The organism is uncultured Methanobrevibacter sp. (assembly GCF_902784195.1).
In the GTDB taxonomy this organism is placed as follows: domain Archaea; phylum Methanobacteriota; class Methanobacteria; order Methanobacteriales; family Methanobacteriaceae; genus Methanobrevibacter.
This window is the reverse complement of the sequence record NZ_CACZTX010000001.1, coordinates 398185-416989: the sequence shown is the minus strand read 5'-3', so window position 1 is coordinate 416989 and position 18805 is coordinate 398185. Positions and strand designations below refer to the sequence as shown.

The 18805-nt window shown below is 29.9% G+C and carries 16 protein-coding genes; 10 read left to right on the top strand and 6 right to left on the bottom strand.

Going from position 1 to position 18805, the window contains the following annotated elements:
- Positions 1 to 380: 380 nt before the first annotated feature.
- The 5 genes from QZU90_RS01875 (at position 381) to QZU90_RS01855 (ending at position 8357) form a co-directional block, all read left to right on the top strand.
- The gene (locus QZU90_RS01875; protein ID WP_296855198.1) at positions 381 to 4253 is read left to right on the top strand and encodes a hypothetical protein; all 3873 of its coding nucleotides are present in this window, start codon (positions 381 to 383) and stop codon (positions 4251 to 4253) included.
- Positions 4254 to 4596: 343 nt separating this feature from the next.
- A complete protein-coding gene (locus QZU90_RS01870; RefSeq protein WP_295607129.1) occupies positions 4597 to 5316 on the top strand; it encodes a (5-formylfuran-3-yl)methyl phosphate synthase in 720 nt (239 codons plus the stop codon).
- A gap of 129 nt (positions 5317 to 5445) precedes the next feature.
- On the top strand, positions 5446 to 6939 hold the full coding sequence (gene guaB, locus QZU90_RS01865) for an IMP dehydrogenase (protein WP_295607131.1): 1494 nt from the start codon (positions 5446 to 5448) through the stop codon (positions 6937 to 6939).
- 244 nt (positions 6940 to 7183) lie between these two features.
- Positions 7184 to 7432, top strand: a complete 249-nt coding sequence (locus QZU90_RS01860) for a hypothetical protein (protein ID WP_295607133.1) — start codon at positions 7184 to 7186, stop codon at positions 7430 to 7432.
- A gap of 157 nt (positions 7433 to 7589) precedes the next feature.
- The gene (locus QZU90_RS01855) at positions 7590 to 8357 is read left to right on the top strand and encodes a hypothetical protein (RefSeq protein WP_295607135.1); all 768 of its coding nucleotides are present in this window, start codon (positions 7590 to 7592) and stop codon (positions 8355 to 8357) included.
- 132 nt (positions 8358 to 8489) lie between these two features.
- Here the strand turns inward: QZU90_RS01855 and QZU90_RS01850 are convergent, their stop codons facing one another.
- Positions 8490 to 8711 carry a hypothetical protein gene (locus QZU90_RS01850; RefSeq protein WP_295607137.1) on the bottom strand — a complete coding sequence of 74 codons (222 nt, stop codon included), beginning with the start codon at positions 8709 to 8711 and terminating at the stop codon, positions 8490 to 8492.
- Positions 8712 to 9055: 344 nt separating this feature from the next.
- Here QZU90_RS01850 and QZU90_RS01845 point away from each other — a divergent pair, with 344 nt between their 5' ends.
- Positions 9056 to 9793 carry a molybdenum cofactor guanylyltransferase gene (locus tag QZU90_RS01845; protein ID WP_296855195.1) on the top strand — a complete coding sequence of 246 codons (738 nt, stop codon included), beginning with the start codon at positions 9056 to 9058 and terminating at the stop codon, positions 9791 to 9793.
- A 94-nt stretch (positions 9794 to 9887) separates the two neighbouring features.
- Here QZU90_RS01845 and QZU90_RS01840 read toward each other — a convergent pair whose 3' ends face one another.
- The 3 genes from QZU90_RS01840 to QZU90_RS01830 all read right to left on the bottom strand — a co-directional run bounded on the left by QZU90_RS01840 (position 9888) and on the right by QZU90_RS01830 (position 12361).
- A complete protein-coding gene (locus QZU90_RS01840) occupies positions 9888 to 10451 on the bottom strand; it encodes a methyltransferase domain-containing protein (RefSeq protein WP_295607142.1) in 564 nt (187 codons plus the stop codon).
- Positions 10452 to 10494: 43 nt separating this feature from the next.
- Positions 10495 to 11052: a UbiX family flavin prenyltransferase gene (locus QZU90_RS01835; RefSeq protein ID WP_296855192.1), complete on the bottom strand. Its 558-nt coding sequence runs from the start codon at positions 11050 to 11052 to the stop codon at positions 10495 to 10497.
- 88 nt (positions 11053 to 11140) lie between these two features.
- Complete coding sequence (locus tag QZU90_RS01830; protein ID WP_295607187.1) at positions 11141 to 12361, bottom strand: HD domain-containing protein; 1221 nt, start codon at positions 12359 to 12361, stop codon at positions 11141 to 11143.
- A 539-nt stretch (positions 12362 to 12900) separates the two neighbouring features.
- Here QZU90_RS01830 and QZU90_RS01825 point away from each other — a divergent pair.
- Together QZU90_RS01825 and QZU90_RS01820 are read left to right on the top strand one after the other, a co-directional pair.
- Entirely contained in the window at positions 12901 to 13107 is a 207-nt protein-coding gene (locus tag QZU90_RS01825; protein ID WP_295607146.1) for a molybdopterin-binding protein, read from the top strand.
- A gap of 41 nt (positions 13108 to 13148) precedes the next feature.
- Complete coding sequence (locus tag QZU90_RS01820; protein ID WP_295607148.1) at positions 13149 to 13355, top strand: molybdopterin-binding protein; 207 nt, start codon at positions 13149 to 13151, stop codon at positions 13353 to 13355.
- Positions 13356 to 13678: 323 nt separating this feature from the next.
- Here QZU90_RS01820 and QZU90_RS01815 read toward each other — a convergent pair whose 3' ends face one another.
- Together QZU90_RS01815 and QZU90_RS01810 are read right to left on the bottom strand one after the other, a co-directional pair.
- A complete protein-coding gene (locus QZU90_RS01815; protein ID WP_295607150.1) occupies positions 13679 to 14116 on the bottom strand; it encodes a molybdenum cofactor biosynthesis protein MoaE in 438 nt (145 codons plus the stop codon).
- Between the two features lie 147 nt (positions 14117 to 14263).
- Positions 14264 to 14800 carry a nicotinamide-nucleotide adenylyltransferase gene (locus QZU90_RS01810; protein WP_295607152.1) on the bottom strand — a complete coding sequence of 179 codons (537 nt, stop codon included), beginning with the start codon at positions 14798 to 14800 and terminating at the stop codon, positions 14264 to 14266.
- Positions 14801 to 15102: 302 nt separating this feature from the next.
- On the opposite strand from QZU90_RS01810, the gene cofH reads away from it, so the two are divergent.
- Both cofH and QZU90_RS01800 read left to right on the top strand, forming a co-directional pair.
- Positions 15103 to 16224 (top strand): 5-amino-6-(D-ribitylamino)uracil--L-tyrosine 4-hydroxyphenyl transferase CofH, encoded by a 1122-nt coding sequence (gene cofH, locus QZU90_RS01805; RefSeq protein WP_295607154.1) that lies wholly within the window; start codon positions 15103 to 15105, stop codon positions 16222 to 16224.
- An 834-nt stretch (positions 16225 to 17058) separates the two neighbouring features.
- Positions 17059 to 18768, top strand: a complete 1710-nt coding sequence (locus QZU90_RS01800) for an ATP-binding cassette domain-containing protein (protein ID WP_295607156.1) — start codon at positions 17059 to 17061, stop codon at positions 18766 to 18768.
- Positions 18769 to 18805: the final 37 nt, after the last annotated feature.

The window sequence follows — 18805 nt, the reverse complement described above, 5'->3', positions numbered from 1 at the left end:
TTTTCTCCCTTTCTTAACTCTTTTCACTGATTTTTTTAACTAATCTTTTTTCAGTAATTTTATCTTTTTTACTAATTTTTTTATCTTTTTTTAAATTTTTTATTTTTTATAAATCTTTTTCTTTTTTAAATAAAAATATAATAAAAAATTAATTTAATTTAATAAATTTCAATTTAAATATAAAATAATAATTATTTAGTAAATTAATCTGTAATTTTAATTTTATTTCAATATTAAAACAAGATTATGGGCTTAAATCAATTTTAAAGACCAAAAAACTGTTTAATTTATAAATGATTACTTCAAACATATTTTTGAAGAAAAATATTCATTAAGATTAGTTCTCTTAATCATTTTTTCTTCAAAATTTATGAGGTGTTATGACAGTGAAAATTAAATCAATTTATTTAATTTGTATGATTCTCTGTGTTTTTTTAACATTTTCAACAGTAAGTGCAGCTGATTTAAATGTGGATTCTATATCTGATTCCATTTCAGAATCCATTTTGGAATCTAACAATAATTCAGCTGTAGAAAAATCACAGTCTGAATCTTCTTTAACAAGTTTAAATCAGAATAGAGGTTCTATTGAATATAATAATGAAGATAAGGATTGTGTAGATTCTATGAATGAATTATCTAATTTAAATTTGGATGAGTCAGATTTAAATTCTATTAATTCAGATGAGAAATCTCTTAAATCTAGTCTTGATTATATTAATTCAAATGGTGGAAATAAAAATTCTAGTGTTTATAGTAATTCTTTAAATGCTAATCCTTTAAAGGCAAATTCATATACTTTCAGTGATTTACAAAATTTAATTGACAATTCCCCTGAATCTTCAGTTATTAATTTAGATGGAAAAACATTTATTGGTAATGGCACTCCAATTACCATAAACAAAGCCATAACTATAAATGGAGGTTCTATGGATAATATGGCAACTTTAGATGCAAAAAAATTATCAAGAATTCTAAAAATTAAATCTAGTAATGTCCATTTATTAAATTGTAATTTCATTAATGGTATTTCTATTGCTGTGGATTTTTTAGGAAATGATTCTTCAGTGTCCAATTGTAATTTCAGAAATAATTTCAAACATTTGATTGTTGAAATTGGTTCAGAAAACTTTTATCTTGAAAATAGCAATTTTTCTTTTTCTAATTCAGATGTATCCAGTTCTGTTATCCTTTTAGCAAAAAATGTAACTGTTAAAAATTCTAATTTCTTTAATAATACAATAATTGATAATACTGGTCTTCAAGGGCATGGAGCTGCTCTGCAGATAGGTGAAAAAATTAATGGTACTAATGTAGGTTATATTGTTAATTGTACTTTCGCCAATAATACTGTAATAACCAATGCCAATGATACACATGCTGGAGCTTTATGTTTCCGTCCTGGAATTAAAGTAATTAATTCTACTTTTATAAATAATTACTGCAATAAGGTTGGTGGTGCCACCACTCTTCATAGTGACGGTGAATTGATAAATTGTATTTTTATCAATAATACTGCTGGAGAGTACGGAGGTGCAATAAGCACTGGCTTTTTAGCGGATGATATTAGTGTAAATATTACTGGTTGTGTCTTTATCAATAACTCTGCTCCTATGGGTGGAGCTATTCAAATTAAAGGACATAATGTAAAGGTAACAAATTCCATATTTGAAGGCAATAAAGCGAATGAAAGTGACGGTGGAGCTATTTTCATAGTAGGAAATAATGCTTTAATAATAAACTCCACATTTAATTCCAATTCTGCAAAAAATTTTGGAGCAGGAATATTCATTAATGGGTCTGATGCATCAATCTTGAATTCCAGTTTTGAAAAAAATTTTGCTGATTTTGGTGCAGCAGTTTATGTATTAGGGGCTAATGCTAATCTATTCAGTTCAAATTTTACAAATCATATGATAAAAAATGGTTCTGTATACATTGAGGGCATAAACACATATGTCTATGATAGCATTTTTGAAAATAATGTTGGAGTGTCAGGTGCAGGCCTGTATATCGAAGGACCTGATGCTAATTTAATATTAAGTAATTTTAGTCACAATGATGTCAGTCAAAAAGGTGGAGCTATTTTCATTGATGGGTCAAATGCTAAAGTAATATCATCTAATTTTTTAAATAATAATGCAATTCCTAATCCTAATGAACTTGATAGTGGTTTAGGTGGTGCCATTTATATTAAAGGCGATGAGAATACCATTGACTCTTCAATATTTAACTTCAATACAGCACGAAATGGATCTGCAATTTACACTGATGGATTGGATATGACTTTATCAAATACTAGTTTTGATAAGAATCAAGCATGGTCTTATTCTTTGGAATCAAATGTAAATCCTTCTGTCAGCTATTTTAATGAAAGTGATATAATTATTAACTTCACATTAGTGGGAGGCAATAATATTGCTAATTCAATATATAATGCTGCTTCAATGGATGAAATATATTTCTATAATGTAAGTTATATATCCTCCAAAGGCAAGAAAACCACTTCTGAAGATGAGATTCACCCAGTAATTGGTGCTCAAAACAGCTATAATGGCAGCTTATTGTATCAGGATGATAGGGAAGATAATCAAATAGTTAATATAATTATTTATAAAGACTCTCAAAATAATGACTCTTCTAGCAATAGGAGCGATATGGATATTAGTATCAATGGTCCCAATGATATTTCAGAGGATATAATATTTAACAAAACTTTAAAAACAGGTATTTTAGGAGATATTTATCTTAATCTAAGTGATTATTTCAATCAACCCCTTGAACCAGGAAAATATCTGATTTATGCAAAGCATTTTGAAGATGATTACTATAAGGGAATTGATGAGGATAATCAGTTTGAAATTATTCCAATAGTTGACTTATCAGTAAATATTGGATCCAGCAGAGTAAACATTGATTTCAATAAAACTGTAAAGTACACTATTAAAGTCTGTAATAATGGTCCAAATAATGCAAGTGGGGTAAATTTAAGTGCTGTTCTTCCTGAAGGATTAGTATACTTATCTGCAACTCCTTCAATCGGAACTTATGACCCTGAAGATGGAATTTGGCTTATTGGCAATTTGTGCATTGGAGAAAATCAAACCTTGATTATTAATGCATTAACCAATCAAACTGGTTTAATTGATTTTCCAGTAAATGTATCTTCTATTGAAGAGGATTCAAATTTATCCAATAACTTTAAAAATAAGACTATTAAAGTCTTAAGTGCAGATTTGACTATTGATATTGAGGCTTCACAAGATCTAGTGGATTATGGCGATATTCTCAATTGGACAGTGACCATTAGAAATGATGGTCCTGATGATGCAAGCAAGTTAATAGTTTCATTTGGTGAATTAGAGGATGATTTGATTTATTTAAACTGTTCCAATCCTGATTTTAATCAATCAAGTCTAAAATTGGATATTCCAAGTTTATCAGTTGGTGAAGAAATTAGCTTTGTAATTTCCACTAAAGTCAATTCATCAAATAAAGAGATAATCTTACCGACTAATGTCACTGCAGAAACTTATGACCCTGATGAATCTAATAATTTCGATTGTGATTCAGTAACTGTTTCATCTTTATGTGATTTATTGATTACAATCATTCCAGATAAGGATCCAACAGCTGTTGGTGAAACTGTTAATTGGATAATTAATGTAACTAACATTGGTCCGGACAATGCAAGTGATGTTAATGTCTTTAACAATATCCCTGAAGGATTGGAATATGTGATTCATGAATCCAGTAAAGGAGAAGTGGTGAATGTCACTGATGAAAATGGAAATATTGATTTAACTTGGAAAGTTGGAGATTTGGAAAATAATGAGTCTGCATTTTTAATCATTTCCACTAAAACTTTAGAAGAGGGGATTGTATTAAATAATGCTACTGCAAATTCTTCAACAAAAGATATAAATGAATCAAATAATTTCGATTCATCAAGGATTGAAGTTGTTCCATTAAATGATGATCCTGATGATGGACAAAATAATGATTCTGATGATCCTCAAGATGATTTTGATGATGATTATCCTTTGGATGATTATAACTTCCCTGACGATGGAGGAAACAATTCTAGGGATGAATTGGAAAATGATCCTCATTCAAAAAATAAATCTTTAAGTTCATCAGTCAAAAAAATCAGTAGCCATATTAATATTTCTTCTAAAAAAACAGGAAATCCATTAATCTTAGTTATATTGTCTCTATTGACTTTATTTTTAGTTAAAGTTAGGAAAAATTAAATTATCTTTTTATTTGGAGTTATTTCTAACTCCTTTTTCTTTTTTTTATTTTTCAATTGCCCACTATTTTACTTTTACTCTGATAACTATTTTTTTCTAAAAAAATTTCTAAAAAAATTAAAAGTATTTATATTATTATTTATATAATTATAGATAATCTAAAATATTTATAGAATATTAAACTTATTAAGGGTTTGCTTCATGCAAATAATTCTTAAATGGATATTTTATAAAATTTTAAATTATAAATAAACTTATTAGAATTATAAATTAAATTATTAAAATTATAATTGATAGATATTATGAAGAATATTGTAAAAATATATAGTTTGGAGGAATATATTTGCTTTTATTAATTAGTCCTATAAATCATGATGAAGCTATTGAATCCATTGAAGGTGGAGCAGACATAGTTGATGTAAAAAATCCTAAAGAAGGGTCCCTTGGTGCTAATTTCCCTTGGGTAATTAAGGATATCAGAGAACTTACTCCTAGCGACATGCTTGTAAGTGCAACTTTAGGGGATGTTCCATACAAGCCTGGAACCGTTTCTTTAGCTGCTATGGGTGCATTAGTTTCTGGTGCAGATTACATTAAAGTAGGATTATACGGTCCAAGTAACTATGAAGAAGCTTTAGAAGTAATGGAAAATGTAGTCAAAACCGTAAAAGACACTGATCCTAATGCTATTGTTGTTGCTTCCGGTTATGCTGATGCTCATAGAGTTGGAGCTGTAAGTCCATGGGATATTCCTAAAGTGGCAAGAGATGCTGGAGCAGATTTGGCTATGTTAGATACTGCTGTTAAGGATGGACACACCTTATTTGATTATTTGGATATTGATGATTGTAAAAAATTCACAGAAGAAGCTCACAGTTATGGTTTAAAAGTTGCTTTAGCAGGGTCTGTTAAAAAAGGTCAATTAAAACCATTATATGATATTGGTTGTGATGTAGTTGGTGTTAGAGGAGCTGCATGTGTAGGTGGAGACAGAAACACTGGTCACATTGACCGCACTGCTGTAGCTGAATTAAAAGAATTGGTCAAATCATTTGAAGAATAATTTCAAATATTTCTTAATTGATGCTTATAATTATCTTAATTTTCTTAAATTAGGATAATTTTTTTTAAATCATTTTCATGAATTTTTAATTATAATTTTATTTTTTTACAATTTTTAGGAGGAAAAAAATTGCAATTTTCAGATAAGATATATAATGCAAAACCTGGTTACACTTATGATGATTTTTTATTAGTTCCTAACGCTTCCTGGATTGAAGCAAAAGATGTGGTGACTAAAGTAAACTTAACAAAAGACATCCAATTAAATATACCTATTATGAGTGCTGCAATGGATACAGTAACTGAAGCTAATTTGGCTATTGCACTTGCTCAAGAAGGAGGAATTGGTGTAATTCACCGTAACATCACTCAAGAGGCACAAGTGGAAGAGGTTAAGAAAGTTAAAAGTGCTGAAGACATTACAGTACGTGATGTAGTGACCATCAGCCCTGAATCTTCCATTGAAACTGTCCAAGACATTATGGAAAATGAATCTGTTAGCGGTCTTCCTGTTATAGAAAATGAGAAGATTGTAGGAATTATCTCAAAAAGGGATGTAAGACCTTTCTTAAAATCAGATTCTAAAAAATTAGTTAAAGACATAATGACCTCTGAAGTTGTTACAATTAAAGAGAATATCTCTTCTGAAGAGGCATTGGATATTGCTTATGAAAACAAGGTTGAAAGATTGCCTGTTGTAAGTGAAGATGGTGATTTGGTAGGTATTCTTACCATTAAAGACATTTTAAATCAAGATCAACATCCTAACGCTGCAGTTGATAAAAAAGGAAAATACTTAGTTGCAGCAGCTTGTGGTCCTTTCGATTTGGACAGGGCTATGGCATTGGATGAGGCTGGAGCAGACATCATTTCAATTGACTGTGCTCATGCTCATAACATGAATGTAGTTAAATTTGCAGAAACCATCAAGGACAATATCGATGCAGACTTATGTATGGGTAACATTGCAACCCGTGAAGCTGCAGAAGACTTGATTGCTCATGGTGCAGATGGTCTTAAGGTAGGTATTGGTCCAGGTTCCATTTGTACTACCCGTATTGTAGCAGGTATCGGTGTACCTCAAGTAACAGCTATTGCAGAAGTGGCAGATATTGCTAGCGAAGCTGGAGTTCCTGTCATTGCTGATGGAGGTCTTAGATACTCTGGTGACATTGCAAAAGCTATTGGTGCTGGTGCAGATGTTGTAATGCTTGGTAACTTGCTTGCAGGAACCTTGGAGGCTCCGGGTGACATTGTGACCATGAATGGTAGAAAATACAAAACCTACCGTGGAATGGGTTCCATTGGAGCTATGACTGGTGGATCTGGTGGTGGAGCTGACAGATACTTCCAAGAAGTTGATAAAGGCACCCATATGAAACATTCAAAATTAGTGGCTGAAGGTGTAGAAGGTGTAGTTCCATATAAGGGAACTGTAGCTGAAGTTGTCTTCCAATTGGTTGGAGGATTAAAGTCTTCTATGGGCTACTGTGGTGCTCGTGACATTCAAACCATGAAGGAAGTTGCTCGTTTCGTTAGAATCACTGCAAGTGGTATTAAGGAATCACATCCTCATGAATTGATGATCACTAACGAAAGTCCAAACTACCCAAATTTTGAATAGTTTGAATTATTTAATGGATTTTAGAATAATTTTATCATTATTCTATTTTTCATTTTTTTCAAAAATCATTTTTATTTTAATTTGTTTATTTTTTCAAATTAAATAATTCTTTTTTTACAATTCTAATTGAATTGCTTTTTAAAGTCTTTAAATAGTAGATAAAATATTTTAAAAAAAATTATTTATTCTATTTTTAACAGGTTTTATAAAATATTTAAAAAAATTTACTATAAGGAGATATATTATGTTAGATTTTATTAAAAGACTTTGGAATCCTGTTGCATTTTGGATTAGTTTTATGATGAGCATTATCATGCCAATTATTTTTGGTGTAATTCCATTTTATTTAACTGGAAATGGAATTTCAATGGAAAACTGTTTGATATTATGGCCTTTAAGATGGTTAGTGGCTTATTTATTAATCAATACATTCGTTAGGGATACTGGTATGAAATTAGCTGCGAAGGTTTTTAAATTTGACCCTGGCTATTAATTACTTAACGGATTTAATTTATTTCTCTTAAAACGAATACTTTATTAAATTAAAGGAATAAACTACTAATATAAATTAATTAAGAATTATTTGCTTATTTGATTAAAAAGTCTTATAGTGATTATTAATTTGTATAATTTTTATTGGAGTTTATATAATGAGAGATAACAACGAAAGAAGTTGGAAAATCAGATTTGCAATAATCATGTTTGTCTTGGCTGTTCTCATCTTTTTAGCCAGATATCTTATCTTTGGAGATGGTGAAGAGATTATTGCTTATCTTTGGAAACATATAGGTTTCATTCCAATTGACATATTGATTGTTGCATTCCTGCTTGAAGGCATAATGGGCAAAAAGGAACATGAAGCTATTTTAGAGAAAATAGATATGCTTATGGGTACTTTCTTCTCAGAAATTGGAAATGATCTTTTAGCTGAGCTCAGCAAAGTCAATAAAAACAAGATCAATACAGAAAACCTAAAGGATATCAGAAACTGGGATGAAAAGGATTTCGATAATAAGATGAAGGAATTGAAAGAAAATGGTCTCGATTTCAAAGCGGATATTTCCCCAGAAGAAAGGGAAGAGTTCTTAACAAACATTCATTCAATTCTTGTTGAAAAAAGGGAATTTTTAGTAAACCTCATCAACAACCCTAATCTTTTAGAGAAAGATGAATTCTCTTCACTCTTGCTTGCTTTATTGCATTTGGATGAAGAGCTTTCCCGCAGAGGTGAATTCTCTGACATCAAGGATGCTGATTTCAATCACTTAAACGGTGACATGAAGAGAGTTTACTCTAAATTGGTTTATGAATGGGTTTATTATTTAAAATACCTTAAGAAATACTATCCTTACATGATTTCTCTTGCTATCCGTACCAATCCATTCGATACTGAAGCGGACGTTCATGTAAAAGAATAAAAATATGATATCTTATCATATTTTTCTTTCTTTTTTTAGATGGATTTTTATTTTATTTATTATCTTTTTTTATTTTACTTTTTTTAGATGGATTTTTAATTTATTTCTTTATCTTTTTTAATTTTATCGCTATTAATAGGAATCAATTAAATTCTGAAAGAGATTAACTGTTTCATCAACATTCATTTCTGCACGTAGGCTAACTTCTTCAAGATTAGCTTCCCATAATGATATTTTTCCCATTTGGGTTACTAAAAAAGTAAATTTAGGATTTAAACGAACAAGATCAGTTTTTAGTAAGGGATATTCATTTAAAAGATCCATATATTTTGAATCGCTTGTAACTTTAATCATGATTTCACCTAAATTAAACTTTAAAATTAATTCCTTTTAAAATTTTTGTAACTATTTTAGGGTAAAAAGTGTTTTTATTAAGCCATTTATTCATTAAAAAAATAAATATATTAAGAAATTTATAATCTATTCCTTCATTAAAAAACTAATAAATTTAAAAATTTATAATATATTCCTTCATAAAAAATTAATTAATTTAAAAATTTATAATATATTCCTTCATTAAAAAATAAATATATTTAAAAATATTAATTATTAAATAATTATTTAGAAATATTTTTTTAACTGTTGTCCAGAAAAATTAATTAATCGAATATTTTTCAAAGTATTATTAGATGATTATCATGAATGGTCAAAAATTGTATTCTTGCATAGTTTTATCAGGAGGAATGAGTAGAAGAATGGGTCAGGATAAGGGATCTATGATTATTCAAGAGAAACCTATGATTTTACACATACTTGAAAGATTAAACTATAAAATAAATGATGCTGTAATTGTTTTAAATGATGCTCAAAGGATAGCTGATTATCAGTCATTACTTAATCAGTATTGTGAAGGTGATATTGAAAGCAATTTTGATTATTCATTGGAATTTGTTGAAGATGAGATTAAGGAAAAAGGCCCGATATCAGGAATCATGACTGGGCTTAAGAATATAAAAACAGATTATGCACTTGTATTGCCTTGTGATTCTCCTTTTATAAGTGAGGATAATATAGATGCAATGTTTGCCTTGCTTGAAGAAAATTTAAATTCAAATAATGATGTTGATGCAATCATACCATTTCACATAAAATCAAATAAGGACAAGTTCAAGGATAATGATGAATTTAACTTTAATGATGCAAGTGAAATGACTGCTGATATGAAAATAGCAAACAGTGAGCCATTGCATTCCATTTATAAAAAAGAGAATGTTGAAAACATTAATGAGCTTTTAAAAGAAGATAAATTATATGTTAAGTCATTCATTAAAGGATTGAAAAATTCTTGTTTTATAGAAGTTGACAATAAGGTTCTCTTTGAAAAGGACTTCAGAAACTTTAACAGAAAAGAAGATCTTAAGGATTTGGAAATATAATAATTATATTTTAATGTTATTTTTATCAATTTTTTTAGTAGCTATTTTTATCATTTTTCTTTTTAGTAGCTATTTTTTAACTATTTTTTTACAATTATCTTTTTTTAGCAAAAATTATTGTCATTGGGTTTTGACTTTCCATTTTTATTCCCTTATATAATAATTGTCCTTTTGAAATGTTTATTTGTGTGATTTGTGGATTGTAATTCAGTTCATCCAATTTATTGACTACATTCACTTCAATGTCAAGTATATTTGTTAAAATAAGAATTCTACCTTTGGAATTGATTTTTTCATGGATAATATCTATAATTTCATTGTATTTGTCATTTTTAGCATGTAAGATAGCAATATCAAAATTCTCTATTTTTTCAATTGCAGATAATCCATCTTCATTTATCATTTCAACATTATCGATATTTCCATGCTTTTCAATATTATTTTGGCTTATTGTGATAGCTTGTGGACTTTCATCAATTGCATATACCTTTTGGGCAAGATTGGAAAATTCTGAGGAAATCTCTCCAACACCACAATTGATGTCTAAAACAATATCTGAATCCTTCACAGCAGATTTATAGATTAGGATTGATCTGATTTCCTCTTTAATAAATCCTGAAATGTCACATGTTGTCAATAAATCAAAGTCATTAATCATATTTACAACTCAAAAAAGATTATTTAAGTAGATTATGCCATTATTATGGTTTTTCCCATCTTTTGAACATTTCATTGTCTATTCTTAAAACATCCAAAACCTTACCTACAATAAAGTCAGTCATGTCCTTGATTTCTTGAGGTTCATGGTAGAATGCAGGCATTGCAGGTAGGATAATTCCTCCCTCTTTAGAGATTCTAAGCATATTTTCAAGGTGAACATCCCTTAAAGGAGTTTCTCTTGGCACTAAAACAAGGTTTCTGCGCTCTTTCAATGCAACATCTGCCACACGGCTTATTGAGTTGGATGCATAACCATTAGCTATTGCAGATACTGTTTTCATGGAACATGGGATGATTACCATTGAATCGAACTTAAATGAACCGCTGTTTATTGATGAATCAATTTCATTTGCTTCGAAATAGTGGTCTGCCAATGATTCAATCTCTTCCAAATTGCAATTATTCAATTCATATTTCATCACTATTTTAGCTGAATCACTGATCATTAGTCCGGTTTCTATATTAAGTCTTTTTAGTGCCTTTAGCAATTCCACTCCGTAAACTACTCCGCTTGCACCTGTAATAGCTATTACTATCATCTTATCCTCTCTAAAAACATTATTTCTTTTAAATCAATATTTAAATTATATAATTATGATTTATTTCTTAATTACTTTATTATTTTACTTAAAACAATGTTGACTGTTCAAAGTGAATTGTATCAAATTTATTCACTCTTTCTGGCAAATCAATGTAATTGTCAAGCTTTAATCTGTTTATTTTATCCAAATCTTCCTTAGGGACATAAAGTGCAATATCTGCTGAATTGAACCTTGCACTGCTTAATGCACCTACTATACTTGAAATTTCATTCAGATGGTATAGGTTTTCCCCAAAGGAAACCCAGGTTTTCATTTCATCAAAGCTTGGGTATTCAGATACATTTAGAATAACGTAATTTCTGTCCAAACCGAAGTCTTCACTGATTTCCTCTTCAGCCTTTGCCAGTTTTTCCTTTTCGATTTTAAATATTTGTTCTGGCTTTTCAAATCCATTTACGGGTTCTGATTTAGCTACCTTCAATAGCTGTCTATTATCAATTCTTTCCATAATGTCTCTTGAAAATCCTTCAGAGCTTCTGCACATGCTTATCATATCTGCATCATCGTATTTGTACATCTCATTAGGATTTACAATGTCTTGGCTTATCATATGCCTTAGGCATCTTCTAAACATTGCGTTGATGATTCTTGTGGTGTGATGCTGATAAACACTTGGATACATTAGATAACGGGCTGTTAAAGCAGCTTCTGCAGCTTGAACACCTTTGATGTCTATTATCAATTCTCTCTTTAGCTTCAAATTGCTTATGATACGTTCAGTATCGATTACTCCATAAGCAACACCTGTATAATGTGAATCCCTAATGAGGTAATCCATACGATCCATATCCAATTCGCCAGAGATTATGGGTCCTAATCTGCCTTTACCGTTTATTATGTCAACGATTTCCTGTGTGTCAAATTTTTCGGAAAGCTTATCTGCCAAACTTGTTTTTCTAACTACAAATCCAGTTAATTCCTCATGTGGAACTTCAAAAACAGCTTCTGAAACATGTGAAAATGGCCCATGTCCTGCATCGTGTAACAATCCTGCCATTCTAACCAATTCCTTGTCATGTTCATCCAATTCCAATTGTTCAGCAAGCTTTGATGCAAGATGCATTGTTCCAATGCAATGCTCAAAACGAGAGTGATTAGCTCCAGGATAGATCAATGAAATGAATCCCAATTGTTTCACCCTTCTTAATCTTTGAACTTGTGGATAATCCAATACTTCAACTTCGAATTCAGTTAGTGGCAAGTTTCCATGTATGCTGTCTCTGATGAATTTTTGGCGTGACATAATAACACATCTTAAGTTATCTTGAATTTTTAAAAATTATTATATTTATTTAGTTTTTTATTCTCTATTTTTTTCTTTCTCTTCATTTTTGATTATTAAATCTTAAAATATTCAATAATTATCTAATGGTATTTTTAAAAGACTTATTTAATAAAGTTTTCTAATATTTAGATTAGTTTAAGCTTTTTATTCCCATTTTTTTGATAGTTAAATTAAAATTTTTTAATTTCAATCAATATTTTCCTTTATTTGAAATTTTCAATCTCATTTTCATATTGTTTTCATTTTTGAATTGGTTTTAAAATTAAAAAATTTTTTTATATCTTTATTCAGTTAATGAGAATGGTGGGGTTTTCTTTATTATCTTTCATTATTATCGATTGAATAAAATCATAATTTTTCTTTCGATATGTATTAAATTGTAAAATTAAATAAGCATTTATATCAATTAACTGTAAGATTTATATAATATTAAGGGTAATTATAATATATGCAATTATCGAATTGCATACTTATTAACAAATTCATATCGAGGTATTATTATGGAAATTAGTGCAAGAAACGGATTAACCGGAAAAGTCGAAGATGTAAAATTAGGTGAAGTTATGGCAAGTATCAAAATTGAAATAACCGAACCTGGTGTCATCACTGCAGTTATTACCAGAGAATCTGCAGAAGAATTAGATTTAAAAGAAGGAGACGAAGTAAAAGCTATTATTAAATCTACCGAAGTAATGGTAGCTAAATAAGTTTAATGGCATTTATTAGAAAATTATTTATTGGTGATAAAATGGAAATTAGTGCAAGAAACGGTATTAAAGGAACTGTTGAAAGTGTAAAATTAGGTGCTGTAATGGCAAGCATTAAAATTAAAGTAGAAGATCCAGCTTTAATCACTGCAGCAATTACCAGAGAATCTGCAGAAGAATTAGAATTAGCTATTGGTGATGAAGTAAAAGCTATTATTAAATCTACCGAAGTAATGGTAGCTAAATAGATTTATTCTATTTACTTTTGTTTAACTTTAATTTTAAAAATTTAAGAATTTATAATTTGTATTAATTAAATAGTATTTAGGTATTAAAGATATTTTAATGGATTAATTTCGTTAAAATTAGTTTTAAGGTGTTTTAAGGTAATTTATAGATTTTTTTAAAATCTATCTCTTTTTAATCTTTTTATATAATTTTAAAAATATTTTAAATAGTTTTTTAATATTTTTTTATAATTTTAAAAATAGTTTTTTAGTAGTTTTTTAATAATTTTTTTAATAAAAAATAAGATTTATATTTGTTTAAAAAATAGTTAATGGAAGAAGAATTATCCTCCTGCCATTATAACTTTAGTTCCTTGATTTGAAAGCTCTTCTTTTTTAAAGTCTATTTCATGTTTTACTCTTTCTACAACTTCGGTAAGAGCTTCTAAGGTTTCTCCTCTATGAGGTCCGAGAACAACTACAAGGAACAATTGATCTCCAGTGTAGAACTCTCCAATATAATGGATAACGCTTATTTCAAATACGCCATGCTTTACTTTTGCAGTTTCTACTATGGTTTCAATTTCAGATAATCCCTTTTCCTTATCTGGAAGAGTTAATGTAAGTTTATCTACTGTCTTGTTTTCTTCTGTTCCTCTTACAATTCCTTCAAAACTGTAAATTGCTCCAGCTTCATCAACTCTTTGTGATTTTTTAATGTCTTCAATTAAGTCTCCAATAGTAAAGTATTCTTCATCTTTTTCTACAATTTTTATTACCATTTTATCATCCTAAAAAATAATGAATAAAAAATTTAAGTTTGATACTTAAAGTTAATTTGTCTTATTCCATTAATATATTTAATTTTTTTATTAATAAATATAACGATTGTTATAAAATTGCTTTAAAAAAATAGAAATTAAATAAGGTTATATTTCACTTAATTCCTTTTTGCTCAATTCCTTGATTCTGTTTACTCCATCTATCTCGTCAATGACATCCGCAGTAGCTTTAGGAACAAGAGATTGCCAATCTCCATCATTTAGGATTCTATCTCTGACTTCAGTTCCAGACAAGACTTCCCTATCAAATAGCTCTGGTTGATAGACTTCGTATCCTTCTTCCTTGAACAATCGTTTTACAAGTGCATTTCCGCTATAGACTTTAGAAAAAGGAGGAGTCAGCATCTTCACTTGAGCAACCCACAATGCATTTCTGTTGATGTCCTCAATAGGTATGATGTAATATCTTTTAGGGTCGATATCTGCATCATCCAATGCTTGGGTCATCATCATGATCCTTTCACCTGCAGTAAATGGGTCCTTTAGCTCATGGCTTAATTGAGCGCTTCCAATTCCAATTACAACTTCATCAACATAATTCAATGTCTTCTCTATAATTTGGATATGGCCATTATGAACCGGTTGCATTCTTCCAATTAATAAGCCGCGTGTTACTTTATTCATTGTATCTCTTTTTATTCCTTATAATATTAATATTTGATTATTTGATTTTTTCTTTTATTTCTATTATTTCTTTTATAATTAAAAAATTATATTAATTGCTAACTTAAATTAAATGTATAAAAATAATCATTTTTATCTTAAAATGTCTGATTTTTTACTTAATTTAATTAATAAATATTTTCTTATCTTTATTAATAGTTTAATCACTTTTTAGTTAATATATAATCATTTAACCTATTAAAATTAATTATTTTTTTTAATTCATAGAAAACTATATATGCTAATAAAACTGATTTAAAATTATGTACGATAGAATTAATGTGGCATCCAAAACTAAGAAGATTTTAGATAGCGCTTTTGATGAGCCTATCTCAGTTGAAGATGGGAATTACTTAATGAACCTAAAGGGTTCAGAAATTTATCCGCTTTTGGCTACTGCAGATGCAGTGCGTGAAGAGATTGTTGGTGATAAGGTCACTTTCATCAATAACTGCAATATCAACTTCACAAACATCTGCCATGTACGCTGTGGATTCTGTGCTTTCGGTAAGGATCCTGATGATCCAGAAGCATACTTATTAGATGATGAGGGCATTCTAAATAAGGCTGAAGGCGGTTATCGTGATGGGGCACGTGAATTTACCTTGATGGGCGGAGTGCTTGAAGATGCAACAATAGAATATTATGAGCATCTTTTGAAATTGCTCAAATCACATTATCCTAAAGTGGAAATCCATGGATTTTCACCAACAATGATTAGAGATGCTGCATTAAATAGTGAAATACCTGTAGATGAGGCATTCAAGATATTGAAAAAGGCAGGTTTGGACACATTGCCTGGAACTGCAGCAGAAATATTGACTGATAGGTCCAGAGAGATAATCTGTCCTAAAAAGGTATCAACTCAAGAATGGATTGATGTAGTGAAGATAGCTCAGGAAGCGGGAATAACCGGATCTGCTACCATGATGTACGGTCATGTAGAGACTATAGAAGAGAGAGTTGAGCATTTGGATATCTTAAGGCAGATTCAACTTGATACCGGTGGATTCAATGAGTTCATTCCAATGACATTCATGCATGAATACTCTCCGATTTTCCTTGAAGGACAAAGGGATTTGGGAGCTACAGGAACTCAAGACCTAAAGCTTTATGCTGTAGCTAGATTAATGTTTAGGGATATCATTCCTAATATTCAAGTCTCTTGGGTGAAAATGGGCTTTAGATTTGCTCAAGTTTCTCTTTTAGCTGGTGCAAATGACTTAGGCGGTACTTTAGGTGGAGATGAATTGTCTGCAGCTTCTGGAGCTCCAGATGGTGTAAATGCAAGCATTAGGGACCTAACTAAAATAGTCAATGACTTGGGAAGAGTTCCTATAGAGAGAAACTCCACTTATACTGAATTCTATCCAATTGAATTATAAATTAACTTTTTTATACTTTTTTTTTATTTTTTTATAACTTATTTTACATTTTTTAACTTTTTTTAATCTATTTTTAATAAGGATGAAAGGATATCTAAGGCAAATCAAACCATAAACTTTTTGTAAAATTCGACTATCGTGAAACTACAGTTTATTCAATGAAGATTAAGATCATTTGAATTATGAAAAGGATAACAAGCAAAGCTTGTCTCAAAGTCACGACCATAATTTCACCTCCTTTAATTGGGAAATTGAGGATTTATTTTAGATATCGAAACCTTGATAATAGTTTAAAATAATTATTTATAAATTTAACCAATTTTATGCTTTTTGTTTACATTTTAATTATCATATTGCTTTTATTTTGTAAAAAACAATCTATCTAGAATATTTATATTAAATTAGATTATGCAAAACTAGTATTTTTTTTTTAAAAATTAGTTTGAAAAATAGTTTAGAGTATATTAAAATTTTTAATTATAAAAAATAACAAGTAATAGTTAACGTTAAAAGAATCCAAAAAGGAGGATTCTTCAACGTTTCAATTTCCCAATAAAGGAGTTTACATAAAGGTGTAAACCCTTAAACTTATTTTAGGATTTATATTATTTAAATCTTATCAATTATTAATTAATTCTCTTTATTTTATAGTAAATATTGCTTTAATTTCGTCATTTTTCAATTTTTTCAGGAATTTTGAAAAGGTTTTAAATATAGGTAATTTAATATTATATAATGTATAAATATTTTAATAATATTTAAAATTAAACAAATTATTTAAATTAATTATTCTAATTAATAAAATAATCATTTAAAAATTAAAATCGTGGTATAATGATAAGTATTAAAAACCTTTCTAAATCATATAAATTAGATAATGGGGAAGAAGTGAAAGCCCTAAATAACATTAATCTTGAAGTTAAAGAAGGAGAAATCGTAGGTATTTTAGGTACAAGCGGTTCCGGTAAAACAACTCTTTTAAGAATCTTAAGAGGTGTGGAAAAATTTGATGAAGGTGAAGTTAGAGTAGAAAGATACACCTTAAAGCCGGATTCCTCTCAATTTTATTTCAATCAAGTAAAAAAGGAAACTGCAATTCACTTGCAAAGGTCTTTTGGTATTTGGCCTGAAACTGTACTGGACAATGTTGTAAGAAAGCTATATGGTGCAAAATACGGTGATGAGGCAGGGACTGACTTTGAATTGGCTCATGACCAATTCGATAAGGAAGCTTATGAGCTATTGGAGCTTGTAGGCCTTAAGGAAAAGTCCGGCCACTTGGCTTCTGTATTAAGTGGTGGTGAAAAGCAAAGACTTATCATGGCAAGACAGCTTGCTAAAAAGCCTAAAGTCATGCTTCTTGATGAGCCTGCTACAATGGCATGTCCTAAAACCAAACAGGAAATCTTGGATGCTGTTAAAAAGATCAATGAGGAATTGAACATCACTATTGTTTTGGTATCACACTTGCCTGAGATTCATAAATTCTTAGCTGAAAAGGTAATACTTTTGGAAAATGGTGAAATAGCTAAAGAGGGGGATGTCGATGAGATTATCGATGAGTTCCTATCTGACATTGAAGATCCTGTTGACATTAAGCTTGAATCCACAGATGAAACCTTGATTAAAGCATGTGATTTGGATAAAAGGTTCTATTTGCTAAAAGGTAAAGATGTTTTGCATATGAAGGACATCAGTTTTGAAGTAAAAAGAGGAGATATCCTATCTCTAGTAGGTCCAAGTGGAGCAGGTAAGACAATTCTTCTTCGTATGTTAGGTGGTATGGATGTCCCTGACAGTGGAGATGTATTTTTCAAGCTTGAAAAGGATGGAGAAATCAAATGGGTAGACATCAGAAAAGCAAGCCTTGACAGGATGGAAGTTAGAAGAAACATCGGTTTCATGCATCAGGAATTTGCATTAGTTTATTGGGCTACCGTTCAAAGCCAATTAGCTAAGAAATTAGGTTATAAAAGATTTGATATGGTTCAGGAAGCTAAGGAAAGAGCTAGAGAAGAAGGATTGCCTGACATTTTGCTTGATGCATTGTATCAATTGACTGACCTTCCAGAAAGGGAAGCTAAAGCACGTCTTGAGCAAGTAGGACTTGAACCAAGCATTTTAGATGAATTGTTCCCTAAATTCCCAGAAACTGAAATTGCAGAACAGGTTGCAGACCTCTTTGAAGCGCTTGACTTGCCTTTAGACATTTTAGGAAGAAGATCATTTGAATTGTCTGGTGGTCAAAAGGTAAGGGCTATGCTTGCACTTGTGCTTGTATCCAAACCTGATATCCTATTGCTTGACGAACCGTTTGGAGACTTGGATCCAAAAACATTGAGAACAGTCACAAACTCACTTAAGAGAATCTGTAAGGAGTTTGGTACTACCATTGTTATGGTTTCACACAATACAGACTTCATTAGGGAATTAAGTAACAGGGCTATCTTCATAGACCAAGGTCTTCTCAAGGATGACACTAAAGATGTTGATAGGTTAGTTGATGATTTCATTGGATTCTGTAAGGCTGATTACTTGATGTAATCAGTTAATTTTTTATTTTTCATTATTTTTTAATCAA

Bases quoted from the DNA above. Each gene is read 5' to 3' on its own strand.
- QZU90_RS01850 (WP_295607137.1), bottom strand. From the start codon at position 8,711: ATGATTAAAGTTACAAGCGATTCAAAATATATGGATCTTTTAAATGAA.
- QZU90_RS01855 (WP_295607135.1), top strand. From the start codon at position 7,590: ATGAGAGATAACAACGAAAGAAGTTGGAAAATCAGATTTGCAATAATC.
- QZU90_RS01860 (WP_295607133.1), top strand. From the start codon at position 7,184: ATGTTAGATTTTATTAAAAGACTTTGGAATCCTGTTGCATTTTGGATT.
- QZU90_RS01820 (WP_295607148.1), top strand. From the start codon at position 13,149: ATGGAAATTAGTGCAAGAAACGGTATTAAAGGAACTGTTGAAAGTGTA.
- QZU90_RS01835 (WP_296855192.1), bottom strand. From the start codon at position 11,052: ATGATAGTAATAGCTATTACAGGTGCAAGCGGAGTAGTTTACGGAGTG.
- cofH (WP_295607154.1), top strand. From the start codon at position 15,103: ATGTACGATAGAATTAATGTGGCATCCAAAACTAAGAAGATTTTAGAT.
- QZU90_RS01840 (WP_295607142.1), bottom strand. From the start codon at position 10,451: ATGATTAATGACTTTGATTTATTGACAACATGTGACATTTCAGGATTT.
- QZU90_RS01875 (WP_296855198.1), top strand. From the start codon at position 381: ATGACAGTGAAAATTAAATCAATTTATTTAATTTGTATGATTCTCTGT.
- QZU90_RS01810 (WP_295607152.1), bottom strand. From the start codon at position 14,800: ATGAATAAAGTAACACGCGGCTTATTAATTGGAAGAATGCAACCGGTT.
- QZU90_RS01815 (WP_295607150.1), bottom strand. From the start codon at position 14,116: ATGGTAATAAAAATTGTAGAAAAAGATGAAGAATACTTTACTATTGGA.
- QZU90_RS01825 (WP_295607146.1), top strand. From the start codon at position 12,901: ATGGAAATTAGTGCAAGAAACGGATTAACCGGAAAAGTCGAAGATGTA.
- QZU90_RS01845 (WP_296855195.1), top strand. From the start codon at position 9,056: ATGAATGGTCAAAAATTGTATTCTTGCATAGTTTTATCAGGAGGAATG.
- QZU90_RS01800 (WP_295607156.1), top strand. From the start codon at position 17,059: ATGATAAGTATTAAAAACCTTTCTAAATCATATAAATTAGATAATGGG.